19 protein-coding genes and 1 other RNA gene are annotated in these 20,515 nt (G+C 38.7%); 3 read left to right on the top strand and 17 right to left on the bottom strand.

All coding sequences use genetic code 11. The features are described from left to right. Positions 1 to 88 precede the first annotated feature (88 nt). A complete protein-coding gene (locus IGL42_RS04570) occupies positions 89 to 1,045 on the bottom strand; it encodes a YitT family protein (protein ID WP_010710472.1) in 957 nt (318 codons plus the stop codon). A gap of 234 nt (positions 1,046 to 1,279) precedes the next feature. Here IGL42_RS04570 and IGL42_RS04565 point away from each other — a divergent pair, with 234 nt between their 5' ends. Next, positions 1,280 to 1,774, top strand: coding sequence for a YajQ family cyclic di-GMP-binding protein (locus IGL42_RS04565; protein WP_002357974.1), 495 nt, complete (start codon positions 1,280 to 1,282; stop codon positions 1,772 to 1,774). A 16-nt stretch (positions 1,775 to 1,790) separates the two neighbouring features. Here the strand turns inward: IGL42_RS04565 and IGL42_RS04560 are convergent, their stop codons facing one another. From IGL42_RS04560 to IGL42_RS04485, 16 genes are all read right to left on the bottom strand, one after another. Next, positions 1,791 to 2,474 (bottom strand): HD domain-containing protein, encoded by a 684-nt coding sequence (locus IGL42_RS04560; RefSeq protein ID WP_126263646.1) that lies wholly within the window; start codon positions 2,472 to 2,474, stop codon positions 1,791 to 1,793. A 21-nt stretch (positions 2,475 to 2,495) separates the two neighbouring features. Further along, the gene (locus IGL42_RS04555) at positions 2,496 to 3,461 is read right to left on the bottom strand and encodes an asparaginase (RefSeq protein WP_010710474.1); all 966 of its coding nucleotides are present in this window, start codon (positions 3,459 to 3,461) and stop codon (positions 2,496 to 2,498) included. Beyond that, a complete protein-coding gene (locus IGL42_RS04550) occupies positions 3,458 to 5,920 on the bottom strand; it encodes a helicase C-terminal domain-containing protein (RefSeq protein ID WP_025191835.1) in 2,463 nt (820 codons plus the stop codon). Before IGL42_RS04550 ends, IGL42_RS04555 begins: the two co-directional genes overlap by 4 nt. 36 nt (positions 5,921 to 5,956) lie before the next feature. Next, positions 5,957 to 6,475 carry a GrdB-related putative oxidoreductase gene (locus IGL42_RS04545; protein WP_002360563.1) on the bottom strand — a complete coding sequence of 173 codons (519 nt, stop codon included), beginning with the start codon at positions 6,473 to 6,475 and terminating at the stop codon, positions 5,957 to 5,959. A gap of 17 nt (positions 6,476 to 6,492) precedes the next feature. Then, complete coding sequence (gene celB, locus IGL42_RS04540) at positions 6,493 to 7,848, bottom strand: PTS cellobiose transporter subunit IIC (RefSeq protein ID WP_002384702.1); 1,356 nt, start codon at positions 7,846 to 7,848, stop codon at positions 6,493 to 6,495. A gap of 18 nt (positions 7,849 to 7,866) precedes the next feature. Then, complete coding sequence (locus tag IGL42_RS04535) at positions 7,867 to 8,196, bottom strand: PTS sugar transporter subunit IIB (RefSeq protein WP_002357981.1); 330 nt, start codon at positions 8,194 to 8,196, stop codon at positions 7,867 to 7,869. A gap of 19 nt (positions 8,197 to 8,215) precedes the next feature. Continuing rightward, entirely contained in the window at positions 8,216 to 9,169 is a 954-nt protein-coding gene (locus IGL42_RS04530) for a N(4)-(beta-N-acetylglucosaminyl)-L-asparaginase (protein WP_002380170.1), read from the bottom strand. Positions 9,170 to 9,338: 169 nt separating this feature from the next. Next, on the bottom strand, positions 9,339 to 10,637 hold the full coding sequence (locus IGL42_RS04525) for a Sapep family Mn(2+)-dependent dipeptidase (protein WP_010710477.1): 1,299 nt from the start codon (positions 10,635 to 10,637) through the stop codon (positions 9,339 to 9,341). Beyond that, a complete protein-coding gene (locus IGL42_RS04520) occupies positions 10,634 to 11,398 on the bottom strand; it encodes a GntR family transcriptional regulator, LSA1692 subfamily (protein ID WP_002361633.1) in 765 nt (254 codons plus the stop codon). Before IGL42_RS04520 ends, IGL42_RS04525 begins: the two co-directional genes overlap by 4 nt. 171 nt (positions 11,399 to 11,569) lie before the next feature. Beyond that, the gene (gene nth / locus IGL42_RS04515; protein WP_002357985.1) at positions 11,570 to 12,217 is read right to left on the bottom strand and encodes an endonuclease III; all 648 of its coding nucleotides are present in this window, start codon (positions 12,215 to 12,217) and stop codon (positions 11,570 to 11,572) included. A gap of 14 nt (positions 12,218 to 12,231) precedes the next feature. Further along, a complete protein-coding gene (locus tag IGL42_RS04510) occupies positions 12,232 to 12,948 on the bottom strand; it encodes a DnaD domain protein (protein WP_002357986.1) in 717 nt (238 codons plus the stop codon). 32 nt (positions 12,949 to 12,980) lie between these two features. After that, positions 12,981 to 14,477, bottom strand: a complete 1,497-nt coding sequence (locus IGL42_RS04505; protein ID WP_002357988.1) for a carboxypeptidase M32 — start codon at positions 14,475 to 14,477, stop codon at positions 12,981 to 12,983. 18 nt (positions 14,478 to 14,495) lie between these two features. Beyond that, positions 14,496 to 15,659 carry a THUMP domain-containing class I SAM-dependent RNA methyltransferase gene (locus IGL42_RS04500; protein ID WP_002357989.1) on the bottom strand — a complete coding sequence of 388 codons (1,164 nt, stop codon included), beginning with the start codon at positions 15,657 to 15,659 and terminating at the stop codon, positions 14,496 to 14,498. Positions 15,660 to 15,896: 237 nt separating this feature from the next. Continuing rightward, an RNA gene (rnpB, locus tag IGL42_RS04495) (RNase P RNA component class B) lies at positions 15,897 to 16,265 on the bottom strand. 107 nt (positions 16,266 to 16,372) lie between these two features. Further along, on the bottom strand, positions 16,373 to 16,783 hold the full coding sequence (gene gpsB, locus IGL42_RS04490; RefSeq protein WP_002357990.1) for a cell division regulator GpsB: 411 nt from the start codon (positions 16,781 to 16,783) through the stop codon (positions 16,373 to 16,375). Between the two features lie 93 nt (positions 16,784 to 16,876). Beyond that, positions 16,877 to 17,419: a DUF1273 domain-containing protein gene (locus IGL42_RS04485; protein WP_002360568.1), complete on the bottom strand. Its 543-nt coding sequence runs from the start codon at positions 17,417 to 17,419 to the stop codon at positions 16,877 to 16,879. Positions 17,420 to 17,481: 62 nt separating this feature from the next. Between IGL42_RS04485 and recU the strand changes: the two genes are divergently transcribed. Both recU and IGL42_RS04475 read left to right on the top strand, forming a co-directional pair. Beyond that, positions 17,482 to 18,099 (top strand): Holliday junction resolvase RecU, encoded by a 618-nt coding sequence (recU, locus tag IGL42_RS04480; protein WP_002388848.1) that lies wholly within the window; start codon positions 17,482 to 17,484, stop codon positions 18,097 to 18,099. Between the two features lie 41 nt (positions 18,100 to 18,140). Next, positions 18,141 to 20,477, top strand: a complete 2,337-nt coding sequence (locus tag IGL42_RS04475; protein WP_002360569.1) for a PBP1A family penicillin-binding protein — start codon at positions 18,141 to 18,143, stop codon at positions 20,475 to 20,477. Positions 20,478 to 20,515: the final 38 nt, after the last annotated feature.

Below are 20,515 nucleotides of genomic sequence, written 5' to 3'. Positions count from 1 at the left end.
TTTTTGTCTATTCTTTCACATAACCTTCATTTTTATAAAAAAACCTCCAGTTTTCCCGTTAAGACTTTGGGACCTGAAGGCCGACTTGCTATTTTAATTTTTTCTTTGATGGATAACGTTTCACCTTGTAGGATTGAAGCTCAGGAAATGTTCCTGTACTATGAAAAATCCGTTGTTCATCTTCATTGGCAAAACGCCCTAAAACCGATTGTGTTGGTAAAATATTTACAAAGGCATTCTCATCGATACTGTAAACTGCTTGTTCTAAATCATAGAGCTCGTAGCGAGTAATGACCATCATAATCATCCGACCTTCTGCACCTGAATAGCCGCCGATTGAAGGCAACAAGGTCATGCCACGAGCGATTTGTTGAGAAACTTCTAAGGCAACAGCTTCTGGTCTCGTGGTGACAATCATTGCTGTGACTTTTTGGTGACTGGTATGAATCATGTCGACCACCTGACTCAAACAGTAAATAGAAATAATAGTATACAACGCACTTTCCCAGTTAAATACAAAACCAGCCAACAGCACAATAATACCATTTAATAAGAACATAAAATTACCAACTGTTTTCCCTGTTGTTTTTGAAAGAATCAGTGAAATAATGTCCATGCCGCCAGTGTTAAAGCCCATTTTCAATGAAAGCCCTGCGCCAACGCCGACTAAGACACCACCCATAATTGCGTTCATCAAAGGATTCGTTGTGACTGTTACGATTGGCACAAACATAGTGACAACGGAAATGCCAATAACATTGATGAAACTAAGAATCGTTGATTGTTTCCCTAATTTTACAAACCCTAGAATGAAGACGGGAATGTTTAAAAATAAAATGAAGATCCCTGTATTAATATGGATTCCTAAATTTGTATATAATAATGTAGCAATGATTTGCGCAATTCCGTTCATCCCTGCCGAAAAAACTTTTGCCGGAATCAAAAAGAAATTCAAACCGACCGCAGAAGTCAAAGCGGTTATCGCCATCACTGCTATTTTTTTTATCGATTCATTTCTTTGGTAAGTACTAACCAATCGACTCATTTTTCTTCGCTCCTTCGCTATTCTTCTGACTTAGAATAACAGGTTCTATCCTAAAAGAAAAGGGGCTAAAAGCGAACATTGAAAAAAATTTTTTTGCAACGTTTCCATGAAAGAATGCGGGAAGATATCCCTAAAAACTGATCTTCTTATTTCTCTATTCAAAATGATTCTAGCCTAACCTTTTTTACTATTTCATGATATGATGAAGCAAAGAATATTTTAGGAGGTTTTTACATGGCTGCAAAAGAAGCAAGTTTTGATGTAGTTTCAGAGGTGAATATGGAGGAAGTCAAAAACGCGATTCAAATTGCCTTGAAAGAATTGAAAAATCGTTTTGACTTTAAAGGGTCAATTGCTGATATTAAATTGGAAAACGATAAACTAGTAGTCGTAGCTGAAGATGATTATAAAGTCGAGCAAGTGAAGGATATTTTATTTGGAAAATTAGTCAAACGCAATGTTCCGATTAAAAATATTCATTTCTCAGAAAGTGAAAAAGCCTTAGGCGGTACTGCTCGCCAATATGGTGATTTAATCAGTGGTATTGATAAAGAAAATGCGAAAAAAATCAACACAGCTATCAAAAACTCTGGGATTAAAGTTAAGTCACAAATCCAAGAAGACAAAATTCGGGTAACTGGAAAAAGTCGGGATGATTTACAAAAAGTCATGGCTCTTTTACGAGAATTAGATTTACCAATGGCTCTTGAGTTTAATAATTATCGCTAAAAAAATCCTTCAACTGTTAATGAACAGTTGAAGGATTTTTTTGTTTTGGTACCGGCCATTCTTGTTTATTCAATAAAACGATTGGTCGGCGTTGGATTTTTTCTGAAAAAGCGGCAATTGCTTTGAAGACCTTTGGCATAAAATAAAACGCATTTAATTCTTCTAAATCCAGTTCTTCTTCTGCCGTAAACGAGACACAAACCTCTTGTTCTGAAAGCATAATTTCAATTTTCTTTAAAAATTGAAATTGCCGCATTCCTGGCACGAAATAACCAGCCTTTGCAACACGAGAGGTTGTAATATCTAATTTATCACTAATGATTATCGCTAGCGTCATTAACTCTTCCGAATCAAAGCCATTACTATGATTTTCTATAGAAGATAAAATTTCTTCTTGATAAGGCAAACAAATCTTTTGCTTACGAAAATATGCTTCTGCAAATTGTTTCCCCCGAAGCGCATGTCCTGCTTTTCCTTGTAGCGCACCCACATCATGGAGCAGTGCCGCAATTTTTGCCGCTTCTAAATACTCCTCTGAAACAGCAAGTTGTTTCAAAATAATTTCCGTCATGGCCACGACATTGGTTACATGAAACCAATTGTGGTATGCCCACCCAGCTTCTTCATCTTCCATTTGACCAATTGCATCATAAATTTGTCGAATTTCAGTATCTTGATGAATGCGTTCAAACAGCTTCATTTATTTTCTCCTTAAAATTAGTTACTGTTCCAAAAATTCTTTTAACTCTGCAGGATTTTTTTCGCTGTTTAAACCAACAATTAAACGAATCCGCGCTTTCGGTCCGTTTAAACCACGGGCAAAAACGACCCCCATTTTTTTCAAGCCAACGCCACCACCAGCATAATCATAGATATCTTCAGCGATGCCATTAGAACAACGAGAAACTAAAACGACTGGAATCCCGTTGTCTAGCATTTTTTGTAATGCTGGGAGCGTTTCTGGCGGTAAATTACCCGCGCCTAGCGCTTCAATTACTAACCCATCCGTTTCTGGGGTGTTTAATAATTCAAACATCCGTTCACCCATCCCCGCATAGGCCTTCACTACGTGAACATTCCCTTTCACAGAAGAAACATCGCAAACTTCTTGCGGTAAGACCTCTTTCGCAAAAAAAGCACGTTCTTTCGCAATGGTTCCAATTGGTCCAAAAGTTGGCGTCCGAAACGTCGCTACGTTCGTTGTATGTGTTTTTGTCACATAACGCGCCGTATGAATTTCATCATTCATCACGACTAAAACACCTTTATCGTACGATTCGTCTGAACAAGCAGTCCAAATAGCACTGATGAAATTATACAAGCCATCACTACCGATTTCGTTACTTGACCGCATTGCTCCTGTTAAAACAATGGGGATTTTTTTCTCTAAGGTTATATCTAAAAAATAAGCAGTTTCTTCTAATGTATCTGTTCCATGCGTAATAACCACGCCATCAATTGGTTCAGAATAAGCTTCTTGAATCCGTTCTTTTAATTGAAACATCCGTTCTAAGGTCATGTGTGGTGAGGGAATATTAAAAATATCTTCGACAACTAAATGAACCTTGCCAGAAAATAATGCTTCTTGTTCCATCAACGGATTTTTTTCATTCGGGGCAACACTTCCTCCTGCTACTTTCGACATGGAAATGGTCCCACCTGTATGAAGGACTAAAATGGTCTTCATTTGTTTCCTCCTTTGTTTTCTTTATTTTTTAACCAAAATTGTTTCACTTGTTGAATGAGTTGTTCATTGGTGTTTGCCTTTCGATGCGCCAACCAATGCGGCGGAAAGAAACGCTGGACACTTGGTAATTCAAATCGTTCGTCTAATAACAACACAAAGCCTTTATCTCGCGCATCTCGAATGACACGTCCAGCCGCTTGCAAGACTTTATTCATGCCAGGAATTTGATACGCAAATTGAAACCCTTGCCCTCGCTCTTCTTGATAAAAAGTGCGAATCAGTTCTTGCTCCGGATTCATTTGTGGTAGCCCGACACTAACAATTATCGTACCAATCAATCGGGTACCTTTCAAGTCAATTCCTTCTGAAAATATACCACCTAAAACACAAAAACCGATGAAAGTTTCTTGAGGATTCTCTTTAAATTCAGCTAAAAATGCTTCTCGCTCTTTTTCGTTTAAGTCCGTTCCCTGAATTTGAGTTTTTACTTGCGGGTAGCATTGGCTAAATACTTGATAGACATCATCCATATAGGCATAAGAAGGGAAGAAAATTAAATAATTACCTGTTTTTGTTTCACTTAACTTCCCTAAAAGTTCACTAATCTGTGGATAACTTTTTTCACGGTTTTTATAGGTTGTTTGAAGATGACTACCAATCATCAACAATTGATTTTCTTCTGGAAAAGGATACGGAATCCGATAACGTAGGCTTTCTTCACCTCCACCAAGCACTTCTTGATAATAATTCAGAGGTGTTAAACTTGCCGAAAATAAGATACTCGCTTTCCCTTTATCTAATCGTTGTGACAATAAATAAGCCGGATCGACACAAAATTGTTTCACAACGCAGTCATAGTTTCGCAAAGAAATAGACGTATAAAAGCCGTTGTCGTAATACTCGCTGATTCGAAGATAACTTAAACAATCAAAATAAAAACTGAGAATCGACGCCAATTCCTCAATGTGTTGATTTTCTGGCAACCATTCTGCAATTACTTCTGTTAATCGATGTATCTGTTTAACTAATGAATCAATTGGCGCGCGTTGGGCAAAAAAATCCGTGTCTTTTTCTTCACAGATTGCTTCAATATCATCAAACGTAGTTAAGACTTTTTGACAAGCTCTTTTTAATTGAATAGATTCTTTTTGCAATCTTTTTTGAATTTGCAAAACCGCATTCCTAGAAATAGCGGCCGAATACATCTCCCGTGAACGATTAACCAAATTATGGGTTTCATCCACTAAAAAAATATTCTCTTCTGCACTTTGGGGTTCTTCAAAGAAGCGCCGTAAATAAACAGTTGGATCAAATAGATAATTGTAATCGCCAATAATTAAATCACACCAAAGACTTGCATCTAGCGACAACTCGAATGGACACAATTGGTGCTTTTGTGCATACCGTTCAATAACCTCTCTCGTTAAATGATTTTCATGTTGCAATAAATCCCACAGTCCCTCATTTAAACGATCATAATAGCCGTCAGCAAACGGGCAATGTTCTGGCGTACAATTTCGTTCAGTTAAAAAACAAATTTTATCTTTTGCTGTCAACGTAATACTCTTAGTTTGCGCTTGTTTTTCGGACAGCGCTTTGACGGCATCTTCAGCCACTTGCCGCGTAATGGTCTTAGCTGTTAAATAAAAAATCCGTTCACCTTCTTCTTCACCAATTGCTTTCATCGCTGGAAAAAGAGTGGACATTGTCTTGCCTGTTCCAGTTGGTGCTTCCACGAAGAGCCGCTGTTTACTAAGAATTGTTTTATAGACGGCTACCGCCAATTCTCGTTGCCCTTTGCGATACTCCCCGTAAGGAAAACTAAGATTTTTTAATGATTTATTTCTCAAAATACGCCACTCTTCTTTAAAAATTACCCACTGTTCATAGCGCTTCATCAAATCAGTAAAAAACTCCGCTAATGCAGCTTCTGTAAAATGGCGTTCTTGTCGTGTGATTTGTTTTGTGGTGGTCTGATAATAAGTGAGTTGAAGCGTTATTTCAGAAAGTTGTTCTTGTTGGCAATACATGTGACCATAACACATCGCTTGATACCAAAACAATTCGACCTTTTCTGGCGGTAATTCTTCAAACGCTGGTTCGGATGTTTTAATTTCATCAATGACCACTTGTCCAGTTTCTTTCACAAAAATGCCGTCTGCACGACCTTCTACACAATAATTATGGCCATTTAAAGGCACCTCAATTTTTAAAGATACTTCCTTTTGATAAAGGCTCCCCGCTTCCTTTTGCAACATTCGATGAAGGCGACTACCTTCTTGTGGTGTATGTTCACTCACATGGCGAGAATCGATACTTCCCCGCCTTAAAATAAATTCGACCACTTGACGAACCGCAATTTTTCTCGTTGATTTCACGTAATCCCACCTATCTGCCTCCCTATTATAGAACATACATTCGCTAAACAAAAGCAAAAAATCCAAAACGAACACAATCATGTGTTCATTCTGGATTTCTCTTTAGATTATCAACAATTAAAAACAACTTGTTTCTTCTAACTGTTTGGTTTCTTTTCCATTTGCTTTTGCCACGACCAATTGCGCCATTTGTTTAAACGAATTATTTAAACCAATGCCGCCCTTTTTGGGCATCTTCACAATCGGTACTTGCTGATAATAGTGACTAACTGCTGGATTTTCTTCTGCCATCGCTGCAATTGCAGGAATGCCTGCAGCATTAAACTTACAAGCTAGATGAGCGGCCATTTCTCCAAAATTAGGATAATGCATGGCAGGTCCGCAAAGAACCGCATCGGCATGAAACTTTTTTGCAAAGCCAATAAATTTCTTTGCTACCTCTTCCTCGTTTTCCAAATAATATTGGTCACCACAATAAAGTGTCGCAACAATTTCCGCTCCTTGCTTCTGTAAAAATGGTAGCAATGTTACCCCTGGACCTAAGGGAGCTTTTTTACCACTTGGTTTCAGCTGAGCTTGTTCATCACTGCCAAATCCTGCTAAACTGTGGTTTAAGACTAAAAGGATTTTTTTCACGCCTATTTCCTCCTTTTTTATAAATCATCGAAGTCAAAGGAATCAAAATCAATTTCTTCACTCTCTTCTTCTTGTGCTTTCCATTCTTCACGTAAATATTGGTCATCCATAACTCGAATAAAAGGATAGTAAATGAACATTCCTAGTACCAATAAGAGAGCTTGCAGAATTGATCCTTGCCAACCGCTGACTAAAAATCCTGAGATAATTGGCGGGGTCGTCCACGGCAATTGAATACCATTCGTCAATGGAACTAAGCCCCAATCCATAGCAAAATAGGCAATAATAATATTAATCGCAGGTACTAATACAAATGGAATTAAAAGGATTGGATTTAAAACAATTGGCAACCCAAAAATGATTGGTTCGTTAATCCCAAAAACACCAGGAATTAGTGAAAGTTGCGAAAGCTTTTTAATTCGTTGACTTTTACAGAATAAGACCATCACAATGATTAATGAGAGTGTGGAACCGGCGCCACCAAATGTTGCAAACATATCTTGAAATTGTCCAGTGATGATGTTGGGAATTTCATGACCGTCTTTAAATGCTTGTAAATTTTCAACAGACAATGCCCGCAAAACAGGATTAAAGACTGCACCAACCACGCTACCTCCGTTAATGCCAAAGAACCAAAAGAAGTGTAAAAATAAATAAGCAATGCTCATTGCACCTAAGGTATTACCAAGACTCAATAAGGGCGTTTGTAGAAATTCAAAAATAACATCTTGTAAATTACCATAAGGAGTTAAAGCAGCCAGCCAATTGACTAAAAACATGAGAGTAACAACTAAAAAACTCGGAATCAGGGCCTCAAAAGACTTAACCACTGTTGGTGGCACTCCTTCTGGCATTTTTATTGTCCACCCTTTACGAACAATGGCCACAAATAAACGAGTCGCAATTAATGCGACAATCATTCCTAAAAACAAGCCACTGGAACCCATCCATTTTAAAGGTAAACTAGTAACTTCATAAACCTTTGAACTATTTTCCGGTGTAAATAATGTTTGATAAGGCGTTACAATAAAAAATGAAACCAATGCGATAATTCCTGCTTGCATTGCATCCACATTGAATTGTTTTCCTAAACTATAGGCAATACCGACAACGGCCAGAATAGTCATTACATCAAAACTAGCACTAGCTGGAACAGACATCATTGTCGCCCAGTCTTTACCAAGCAAATGAGACATCCAAGTATCCCATTGCGGCAAAGGAAAATTAGCAATTAATAAGAAGACCGAACCAACAATCAACAAGGGCGTTGATAAAAGGAAGCCATCACGAATCGCTACTAAATACTTATTTTCTCCTATCACTTTTGCCAAAGGGGTCAATACGCGCTCTAACCAATCCAAAAATTTTTGCACGGTCGTCACTCCTATCTATTATTTTTTATTTTGCTTAATTAACCGCAGCGCTTCTTTCAATGCTTTTTCGCCATCCATCATGCCATAAATTTCTGGCGCAATTGCAGCGACAGGAATCCCTTGAGGAGCAAATTGTTCTTTTGTTTTTTCTAATAAAAAACGGACTTGTGGTCCTAATAAAATAGCAACAGGCTTCTCTGCTTCAACCACTTCCTGTGCTCTTGCAATAGGAAAAGCAGTAATCATTAAAGGCATTTGATGTTTTTCCACCACTTCCATCATTTTATTCACCATAATACTTGTAGACATCCCTGCATCACAAAAAAGATAAATTTGTTTTTTACTCATGTTCCTTCACTCTCCTCATTTATTCAATTGGTGCTTTGATTCTTTTTTCATAGGCTGCTAACCATTCTTGCGAAATCGGCTGAATCTCTGTGGTATGATTCTTGCCTGGATTTGCAATATAGATTTCTGGTTGCTGCATATCAGTACCAACCGTAAAAGTAAATTCCACATTCGTAGCTACGCCCCAGTCTCCCTGTTTGTTCATGGCCACTAGTGAAAAAGCTCCTGCTTTCCCATAACGTTGGGTCAATTTTTCATGAAAAGCATAGACGGCTTGATCACATGCTTGTTGTGGCGAGCACCCTTCCCCCATTAAACGGACGATTTCATAAGAAAGACAGCCTTTCATTAAATCTTCACCTAATCCTGTAGCCGCAGCACCACCAATTTCGCTATCAACATAAAAACCAGAACCTGACAGTGGTGAATCGCCAACACGTCCTGCTTTTTTCATGAAGAGTCCCGAACTGGAAGTGCCAGCTGCCATTGATCCTGTTTGGTCTAACGTAATAGCGCCGACAGTATCATGCCCATCATAGGGGTTCAACTGATTTTCCTGAATTTCTTTTAAACGCTTTTGCCACCATTGATTAGCGCGTTCTGTCAACATATTCTTTCTTTCAAAACCGTGCAACATTGAATATTTCGTTGCACCTGCGCCAACACGAAAACTATTAAACTTCTCTTTACTTAATGCTTTAGCCACTGAAATCGGATTTTTAACATCTGTAATTCCTGCCACAGCACCAATTGCAAATGTGTCTCCATCCATATAGGCAGCATCCATTTCTAAAATCCCTTCCTCATTAGGTAAACCGCCGTAGCCCACTGACTTATAAAAAGGATAGTCTTCTACTTCTTTAATTAATTGTTCCACGGCCGTGCCTGCAGCACCTCCTTGTTGTAATTCTTCTGTAGCTTTTAGTAACCCATCATGTGCCATCCGCCATGTCGCAATTGCACCCCAAGTCATTTTCCATCCGCCCTTTCGTTAACGCTTACATTTCTCCACCATTATAAACTAGTATATACTGTTTTGTATATACTGAAAATGAAATTTTATACAGAAAAATAGAAGATACACGTATGCGACCTCTACGAAACACATTGGCTTCTTCTCATACGTGTATCTTCTATTGGTTTTATGCTTCTGTTAATGCAATCATCGCTTGCATATAGATTTCCAGATTAAGCAGTAAATCTTTTTCATCCATATATTCATCTTGGTTATGCGCAATGCCTTTTTGACCAGGAAATGATGGACCAAAAGCAACGATATTCGGCATAAAGCGAGCATACGTAGCACCTGTAGTTGTGACTGGCGTCCCATCTAAGCCAGTAATTTGTTCATAAACCTTGGTTAATTTTTGAACATTGCGCTCATCTTTTGGAAACAGCGTACTAGGGAGGCGGCGGATGACGGTCACTTCACTTTCTGGAAATAGTGCCTTCGTTAGCTGCGTGGTTACTTCGTTTTCTGTAATAGAAACAGGATAACGCACGGCCAATGATAACACCAATTGCTGTCCTCGTTTTTCCAACGCATAGGGCGTTAAAATCAATTGCCCACTATCCTGATCCTTAAAGTCCAGAGCTACTCCTTCGCCATAGTGCTTTTCGTGAAAACTAGCGGTTAACCAGTCGAAATACTGTAATAAATTTCCTTTGACTAACTGTTCCTCGCTAATTTTCTGTGCCAATAAAGTAATCGCGTTCTTGCCTAGTTCTGGCGCATTGGAAGGAGCACGTTTTCCCGTGATTGCTGTTGTTTTTCCCGCAATCACCACACTTAATTGATCAGGTACGTGGTCTTTTGCTTGATCACCTATAATCTGACCAATTTGTTCACTTGAATCATCTGGGATGGTCGTTGTGATCTCATAATTAACAATCCCTCGCTCCCCATAAACTACTGGATATTTACAATCTGGAGTAAATCCAAAAACGGGTGCGTTTTCCTTCTCTAAATATAAGGGGATATCTCCACTCCCACTTTCTTCATCCGTGCCAAACATTAAGCGAATGGTTTTCTTTGGTTGGTAACCAAGTTCTTTCAGTAATTTCATTCCATACAGGCAAGCCAAGATAGGACCTTTATTATCTAGAATTCCTCTACCATACAAACGTTGATTTTTTTTCGTTAATTGAAAGGGCGGCACTGACCAGCCAGAACCTTCTGGTACTACGTCTAAATGACCAATAATCCCCAGATATTCTTCCGCTGTTCCCCATTGCGCATAGCCAACTGCGTCATTGACAATCTCAGTTTGAAAGCCATAACGCTCTGCAAGTTTCAGCGTTTCTTCCAAGGCTCTTTTCGGTCCTTCGCCAAAAGGTGCCTCTTTTTTAGGCGACCCTTTCACACTTCGAATCGCGATAATTTTGTTTAAGTCTTCATAAAATAAATCTTTTTGAGCGGCTATTTCTTCTTTGATCTTCATTCGTTCCAAGAACCTCCTAGCTCCACTTGGTTGTTTTCAGACGGGCTATAGCGGGTCAGTGTGTTTTTAAACGTGTACCGATCTGCTCGATATAAAGAGACATCATATAAAATGGGGGTTGCATCAAGCGCATAGGTGATAGAGTGGACTTGTAAAAGTGGTTGGCCCACAGGAACATTCAATAATTCTGAAATTTCCGCTTCAACTAAAATTGCTTCAATTTCTTGATGCGAATAAGCAATCTCGACGTTTTTCTCGATTAAGCAGAAAAGAGAGCCCTCGAAGTCTTGCTTCGTATGGCCTTGTACGTATGCCTGTGGCAAATAAATTTTTTCAACTGTCATTGGCTCGCCGTCTAACATTCGGCGGCGAATCAGTTCATAAATTGCCTCATTTTTGCCCACTTGGAGCGCCTCCCGAATTTTCTCATCGGGATGTACTACTTCTTCAAAGGAAATGACTTCTGTCTGGCTTTTTTTCCCGTAAGCTTTGGCTGCCTCAGTAAAACCTTGTAAGCCAGCGCGACCACTTTGAATTTTCGCTTGTGACATCACATAACTACCTTTACCATGTCGTTTTACCAAAATATTTTTGCGAATCAAATCATCAATCGCTTTACGAATGGTCAAGCGACTGCAGTTGTATTCTTTAGCTAAATCATACTCTGAAGGTAATTTTTGTGCACTTACATACAGACCATCTCGAATTTTCTTTTCAATTTCTGCAGAAATTTGCTTAAATTTAGGTGCATTTTCTGTCATTTCATCGCCTAACTTTCTTCAAAAAATAAATTCCCTAGTATATACCACACTGTCTATACTAAATCAATTTTTAAGAAACCGCAATCATTTGTTGTGTTTCTTAAAAATCAAAAAAGAAAGCGAGCCACAAGTCGGTTGGACTTGTGGCTCGCTTTCTTAGGAAAAAATATGTTATTTCCCTTTCATCCGTTCTTTGCCTTCTTGACACATATAGAGTAGCGGACAGGCTTCACATTTAGGCGCTCTTGCTAGGCAATGATAACGCCCAAAGAAAATCATGGTATGGTGCGTTTTCACCCAGAGTTCTTTCGGAACTTTACGCATTAAGGTTTGCTCAACTTCAGTAACATTCGCATTTAGCTTACAAATTCTAAGGCGCTTGGACACTCGTTCCACATGTGTATCTACTGCAAAAGCCGGTTCGCCAAAAGCATCTCCCATTACTACATTGGCTGTTTTTCTCCCCACGCCAGGTAAACTGACCAGTTCATCTCTGGTTTGCGGAACTTCTCCATTGAAACGTTCTAAAAGTTGTTGTGCGCATGCTTTAATATTTTTTGCTTTATTGCGATATAAGCCAATGGTTTTTATTTTAGCAATAATCTCCTCCACCGGCGCAGCTGCTAAAGCTTCTGGTGTTGGAAAAGCTGCGAATAAACCAGGAGTCGCTTTATTTACCGATACATCGGTTGCTTGCGCACTTAAAATCACAGCAATTAATAATTCAAAAGGATTCTTATGTTTTAATTCACATTCTGCATTTGGAAACATCTCATACATAATTTCAATAGCTTCCATCGTTTTCTCTTTTGATAGCATGGCCCACCTCCTTTTTATTCACTGTCTTCTGGATTTAACCAATTGTGTAATGTAACCTTTGGCAACGATTCTTGTGTCTGACCTTGTTGTTCAATCTCATTTTGAATCATAGAATCTTTTCGTTTTTTCTGATCAGCAGCCACTTGTTCTTTGGTGGTAATATTTTTACGCTCCCACGCAAGTAAAATACGATCAATATATTTCAAACTATACGCCTGATTTAAAACAGCTTCTCGCAACGCTAACCGGATTAACTCAGGGGAATAATGGTCCGTGTTCAACCACTGACCAATCATTTCTAATTCAATGGGTGAAAGTGGACGTCCGAATTCTTTTTCAAAGCCTTGGTAAAGCTGTTTAATTTCATCTTCGTGGTTTGCGACAACTTGTTTTTCTTTGCTCGTTTGTAAAAATAATTGAATCTTTTGAAAAACAGGCAGTAAATCATACGTATCCATCATTTGACCTTTTTGGTTTTGTTGTGTTTCAATTCGAATAAAACCGCGAGAAACCAATTGATTTAATAACTTATAAATCGTATCTGGCGTTTTACCCATCGTCTCTGCAATCGCCATTAAGTCTGGAAATAAATCGCCTGCATTTTGCGAACGAAAAAGTTGCAGTAAAAAGAGAAATTCATCATCTTTCAAACCAATTTTTTGGTAATGATCAAATAGTAAGTTTGAGATTGTTGTTTCACCAGCTTCTAAATATTCACGAATTGATAACATTGTTGTTGTCCACTTCCCCTTGCTTGTTTCACTTATTGCACTTGATAAACATCAAAATAAATAGCTTTCATATAATCAATTAAATAACTAGGATTCAATTCTTCTCCCGTTGCATCATAAATTAATTGATTTGGTTTACGTGAAGCGCCGTACTGATGAATATGTTGTGTTAACCATTTACGGATATCAGAATAATCCTCCGAAGCTAAAATTTCATCAACAGATAATTCTTGTTTCATTGCGTGAAATAGTTGCGCGGCGTACATATAACCCAAGGCATAAGATGGGAAATAACCAAAGCTACCTCCAGACCAATGAACATCTTGAAGGACACCTTCTAAATCATTTTCAGGTGATACGCCTAAGTACTCTTGGTATTTTTCGTTCCACACTTTTGGCAAATCAGCGACTTCCAAAGAACCATTAAATAACATTTTTTCAATTTCATAACGAATAATGATATGCAAAGGATAGGTGAGACTATCGGAATCAATCCGAATCAAACTTGCTTTCGTTTCTTTTAAAGAAGCATAGAAATCTTCAAAAGCAATATCATCAAAAGTACCTTCTGCGCAGTCTTGGAAAAACGGGTATTGTTTTTGCCAAAAAGCCCGGTTGCTACCAATGATAATTTCATTAAAGAGCGATTGTGATTCGTGAATCCCCATAGAGGCACCTTCGCTTAGCGGCGTAAAGTCAAATTTAGGATCAAAATTTTGTTCATACATCCCATGACCCGCTTCATGAATCACACCAAATGTTGCCATTGAGAAATTATTTTCTTCCCAGCGCGTAGTAATCCGCGCATCATTTCGATTTAGAGCTGTCATAAATGGATGAACTGTATCATCTAATCGTCCTTTTGAAAAATCATAGCCTAATTGCTCAACCACACCAATCACAAAACGGCGTTGTTGTTCTTTGGTCATTTTTCTAGATAAAAAGTCAGTTCTAGGCGGCGTACCTTTTTCTGCCAAAACGGTCCGAATCTCTTGAATCCCTTGTTTTACTTGGTCGAATACTTGGTCTAGTTTCTCAACCGTCATCCCTGGTTCAAATTGATTTAATAACACATCATACGGAGTTTTTTCTTCTTTTTGCCAATAAGGAATGAACTCTTTTTGGAACGCAACGACCTTCGTTAAGGTTTCTTCTAACAAGCCGAAATCTTGTGCAGCGCGTGCTTTTAACCAATCTGTATGTGCTTGGTTTAATACTTTAACATATTCTTGCATACGTTCAGCTGGAACATTTTTATTCAAAGCATATTCTTCTTTTACTTTTTCAAAAACCAGTTTCCCTAATTCAGATAATTCTTCAGGGCGTGTCTCAAAATAGGCCAATGCTTCTTGAATAACTGGGCCAATACTTCGTTCAAAATATAATCCGGTTAAATACCCTTCTACTTCTCCTCGAAAAGGACTACTTTTTTCTGGCATCCCAGTTGATGAATCCCAGTCTAATAATGTCAAGGCATTTTTTAGTAATTGAATTTCTTTCACTTCTTGTAAAAATACAGCTTCCTTCATTTTTTTACACCAGCTTTCTTAGTCTTCCCGTGGTTTTCTTGGTGGACGTGTTCCCCAGTATTGGAATAAATCTGTTCGTAAGGCTCCGTTGTAAAGCTTCCGTTTTTTAGTAGCTTTGGCACCATAATATTCTTCAAAAGCAAGATCACTCGTCAGTATATACTTGCTCCAAGTAGTTAACGGACGGAAAACATGGCCCATTTCTTTATACAAACGACGAACACTTTCCTCTTCTCCTAAACGCTCACCATAAGGCGGGTTAGCTACCATTACACCATATTCCTTCTCGGTTGTAAAATCTTTTAATGCCAATTGTTTAAAAGTAATTGAATCACCTAAACCAACTTCCTCAGCATTCGCTCGTGCGACTTCAATCATTCGCCCATCAACATCTGAACCACAGATATCTAATTCAACATCGTAGTCTGCCTTTGCCTCGGCTTCGTTACGTACTTTTTCAAAAATCGCTGGATCAACCCAATCCCATGTTTCACAAGTGAAACTACGATTAAAGCCAGGGGCAATGTTATGGCCAATTAATGCTGCTTCAATACAAATTGTTCCAGAACCACAAACTGGATCATAAAAAGGACGATCTTTGCGCCAATTGGTCAACATCACTAAAGCAGCTGCCATGTTTTCCTTAAGAGGTGCGCCCCCCTTTTCAATGCGATAGCCTCGTTTAAATAAACTTGGTCCAGTCGTGTCCAACGTCAACGTCACTTTATCTTTTAGCAGAGCCACTTCTAATTTAAACAAAGCTCCTGTTTCGGTTAAAGGCACCGTCGCTGGACGATGGTAAACTTCTCTTAAACGGTTAACAATGGCTTTTTTGGTGATGGCTTGGCAATCAGGAACACTATACAATTTTGACTTAATTGATTTACCTGCAACTGGAAATTCTGCATCTAAAGGCAAATAATCTTCCCAAGGAAGTGCTTTAACTTTTTCAAATAATTCATCAAAACTATAGGCGTTAAATTCGCCAACGACGATTTTAATCCGATCTGCTGTCCGTAGCCATAAATTGGCAGTAGCAATTGTTTCAACAGTGCCTTCAAAGACGGCCCGGCCATTTTCTACTTCACAGGGAATCCCTAAATCACGCAATTCTTTTCCAACTAATGCTTCTAAGCCACTAGCAGCCGTTGCAACAAGTTTGAATGTTTTTTCTTTCGTCATAAAAACTCCTTCTTGACTCTTTTTTATTGTCTGGAGCTAACAGTCCTGCCGACTACTGCTCCGCTTGTTTTTTATAATTGTCCGCTTTCTCTGAACTAAACGGTCCTGTCGCGGCCTCTTTAGAACAGACAGCTTACTACTTTTATCTCAGTTTCTTTATTTTAACATTTTTTTATTCTTTTCGTAAAAAAAGCCTTCACAACTACGTTGGAAGGTCTTCCTGAATTACTTGTAATTTTCTATAAGCCATGTTCTGTATCACCAATTCTTCAGGAAAAATTGGTGACGGTCATCATCTATCTGCAGAGTAGACTCTGCCTCTTCTACTCGTTCATTTCCTTTAGAAGAGCGCCCCTACCATTGTTTGGGTTGCTCGCTCGAGGGGTTTACCGCGTTCCACCGATGGAGTTTCCCACATCGCTTCGTCACTGTGGCACTTTCAAGGATACTTTGACATAGTCGAAACCTTAGTCATTTTTCCTGCCGTTACTCTAAAAGAGTACCTTAGCTTATGATTTCGCTAAGCACGAACACTACAAGCATCTCAGCTTGTGCGAGCATGGACTTTCCTCAGCTTGCAAAAGCAAACCGCGATCACCCGAAAATTACAAATCTGTTTAAACGAACAGCAAAAATTTATACACTAAAACAAGTGTCCGCTATTCTAACAAATGCTTTTTGTTCCTCGTGAAAACTTGACTTAAATTGTCTTGCTAAAATTGACGAGTTTGTGCATTATCAACATCATGGTTCGCTGGTTCTGCAGTCATTGACGGTGCGGAAGGCGTTACAGGTGTTGAAGGTGTTTCATCTAACTTTTTACCAAAAACTTCACGCTCTAAGTTTGATAAACGTTTTAAAATATCAAAGTTGGTCACTGCTGCACTTTTTGGTACTTCTTGAGCAACACGAGGCGTTGGTTGGGCTTTTGATAATTGGTCTAATTTTGCCATTAAGCGGCTGTTTTCTTCTTGCAAGCTTAATAATTCTTTATTATAAGCTTCGTAGTCTTTAATAACATTGTCTAAAAATTCGTCTACTTCAATCGGGTCATACCCGTTCATCATTTTCGTTTTAAATTCTTTTTGTAAAATGTCTTTAGGACTATATACTAAATTTGCCATGTTTACACCTCATTTGTTTATTTACGATAGAAAATTTCATAGTTCCACAAATACTATTGTAACGAAAAATAGCTAGAAAATCAAACAGATTCTCTAATCAATCACCGAGTTTTGTAAATCATCCATTGTAATTAAGCGAATATCATAGGGTTCTCGTTCCGAAAAATGTTGTGCATCCTTTAAAAAATACTCCGTTTTGCCAGGGTACTCTTTGTCATAAATAAGTAAGCTGCCTCCAGAATGTTCCAAAAGAAATTTTGTATGCATTTTTAATTGTGCTGGCGATTGATAGGGCTGGTGACTTACTGAGTTGATATAATCAGCCAAACTTTCCGCTTTCGTTAACAGTTCTCGATTTTGTTCATTCCAATTATTGCCAAAGTCTTTAAATGGATAAAGCAAACCTAGCTGGACTTCTGGATATTCCGTTTTTAATTCCCCAACTACTTCAGCTGTCCAAAGTTCAACACCTAAATTGCCAGAAATCAAAATCCATTCTACTCCCGCTTCAATATAACTGGCTAACTCTTTTTTTAAGACATTTTTAATAACTGTAATTTTCGGGTCTTTTCCTTGAAATATCCCCAATTCAAAGCTGCGATAACCGGTGACATAGAGGGTTTTTATCATTTCCATAAGTCATCCCTTTTCTTTCAGGTCTTTTTTTTGGTATAATACAGGCTAGGAGTGTGATAAACGTGACGTTCCATTATCCTAACGGAATACCTTATAATCATCATGAAGCACAATCACCAAAAAAACAAGTAAAAAAGAAACGCCCCGTTGAATTTGGTAATCGTGGGATGGATTTCGAAGAAGCGATCAATCAAAGCAATCAATATTATCTATTGAATAAGCAAGCAGTCGTTCATAAGAAACCCACTCCTGTTCAAATTGTTAAAGTAGATTATCCCAAACGAAGTGCGGCTGTTATTAAGGAGGCCTACTTTAGACAAGCTTCAACGACTGATTATAACGGTGTATATCAAGGCCGTTACATAGATTTTGAAGCGAAAGAAACGAAAAATACCACGTCCTTTCCCTTTAAAAATTTTCATCAACATCAAATTGATCATATGGAACAATGTATAGCACAACAAGGGATTTGTTTTGTGCTATTATGGTTTTCAAGCTTAAAACGCTGCTTCTTTTTTAGTGGTGAAAATCTAATAACGCATTGGAAAAACCAAGCAGTTACTGGAAAAAAATCTATGCCGCTTGCACTCATCGAGAAAGAAGGAATTGAATTATCTTTTGGAATCGCACCGCGAATCCCTTATCTCGACGCAGTGGAACAATATATTCAGACACACTAGATTCATAAAGTTTTGAAAGTATAACAAAGGAGTTGCTATTTATGCCAACCGCAAATTCAGGCTCGCGAGCTGCTAGACATGCATCCAACACCTCATCGAAGTCGAGTTACAAGAAAAAGACACAACCGCCGAAAAAGAAAAAACGGCTTGTTTTAAAAATCTTTCTTGGCTTACTTATCGCTGGGATGGTCGCTTTTTTAGCAGGCGTTGGTCTTTTTTGGTTCTATGCACGACAAGCCCCAAAATTAGAAGATGACAAACTGAATGCGACAGTTTCATCGAAGCTTTACGATATTAATAATGAAATTTTTGAGGATTTAGGCGCAGAAAAGCGTGAATTAATTCAACCAAATGATGTGCCTCAATTATTAAAAGATGCCATTGTTTCTGTCGAAGACCGTCGTTTCTATAAACACATTGGTGTGGATCCGATTCGGATTATCGGTTCTGCCCTTTCAAATGTCAAAAATGGTGGATTACAAGGCGGAAGTACCTTAACCCAACAATTAATTAAATTGTCCTACTTCTCTACAAAAGAATCTGACCAAACCTTGAAACGGAAAGCACAAGAAGCATGGATGGCTGTTCGTTTAGAACGTGAAAAATCAAAAGAAGAAATTTTAACTTACTACATTAACAAAGTCTACATGGCGAATGGTTTTTATGGAATGGAAACAGCGGCTGAAAATTATTATGGTAAACATTTATCTGAACTTGATTTACCACAAACGGCCCTACTGGCAGGAATGCCACAAGCGCCAAACTCATACGATCCCTATACAAAGCCAGATACTGCTAAAGAACGCCGGGATGTTGTACTCTACACAATGTACGACAATAAAAAAATCTCGAAAGCAGAGTACGAAAAAGCTAAAGCTACCCCAATCGATGAAGGCTTAGTGCCATTAAAAGCCAGTGATGACAATCGAAAAGTCGTAGATAATTATGTCAAAGAAGTAATCAATGAAGTGAAAGCAAAAACTGGTAAAAATGTTTACACAGACGGACTAGATATCTACACAAACTTAGATATGAATGCCCAAAAACAACTTTACGATATTGTCAACAGTGATCAATACGTTGCGTTTCCAGATGATAAAATGCAAGTGGCTTCAACCGTTATTGATGTTGCCTCTGGACAAGTCCGAGCACAGATTGGTGGTCGTCACATTCCTGATGATGTGCAATTAGGAAACAATTTAGCTGTTAACACCCAACGTGATGTTGGTTCAACCGTGAAACCAATCATGGATTATGGTCCCGCAATTGAGAATTTAAATTATTCGACAGGTCGCCTCATGGTGGATAAACCAACGAAATATCCTGGTACCGACATTGATGTCTTCAACTCTGATTTAACATACCAAGGCGTCATTACTATGCGCCGTGCGATTATGGGTTCTCGTAACACCACCGCGGTCCAGACGTTTGATGAAGTTGGTAAAGAAAACATCATGCCTTTCATTAAAGGGCTAGGAATTGACTATAAAAACTTAGAAGCTTCGAATGCCATTTCAAGTAACACAAGCGATGTAGATGGCGATAAATATGGAATTTCCTCATTGAAATTAGCAGCAGCTTATGCGGCTTTCGCCAATAACGGGATTTATAACAAACCGTATTACGTAAACAAAGTCGTTTTCAATGATGGAACTAGCGTTGATTATCAACCTGATGGTAAACGTGCGATGAAAGACTCTACCGCCTATATGATGACGGATATGTTAAAAGATGTTTTAAACGGCGGAACAGGATTTAACGGCGCCATTCCAGGCTTAATCCAAGCGGCCAAAACAGGGACTTCTAACTATACTGATGAAGATTTAGCGCGAATGGGCACAACAGAAAAAGGAATTGCCCCGGATAGTACCTTTGTTGGTTATACAACACACTATGCCGTTTCTGTTTGGACTGGATACAATGATCGAAATACACCAATCTATCAAGAATACTATGGAATTGCCTCGGATGTTTATCGTGAAATAATGAGTTACTTGTCTCAAAATGTTTCAAACGATGACTGGGTGCAGCCAGACAGTGTTGTGCGTGTAGGTAATGAATTATACGTGAAAGATGCCTATGAGGTACCAAATGTACAAGTTTTACCAAGTACTACCTCTTCAGCACCACAGCCAGAATCTAGCAGTACGGTGGAATCCTCTTCCACAAAAGAAGCGGAAAGTTCATCAAGTTCTAGTTCAGAAAGTGCGCCTTCTTCCTCTGAAGCGCCACCATCAACCGAACAACCGGCAAGCTCTTCCTCAGCAGAGCAACCGGCAACATCGGAACAACCACCTGAACCATCAAGTTCTAGTTCACAAGAACCGCCGCAACCACCTGAAAGTAGTTCTAAACCAGATGAAAATAAAGCAGCATAAAAAGTACGGGGCTCATGATGAGCCCCGTACTTTTTTAG

The organism is Enterococcus sp. DIV0712 (assembly GCF_050554855.1).
Lineage (GTDB): Bacteria > Bacillota > Bacilli > Lactobacillales > Enterococcaceae > Enterococcus > Enterococcus faecalis.
This window is presented reverse-complemented; position numbering and strand designations above follow the sequence as displayed.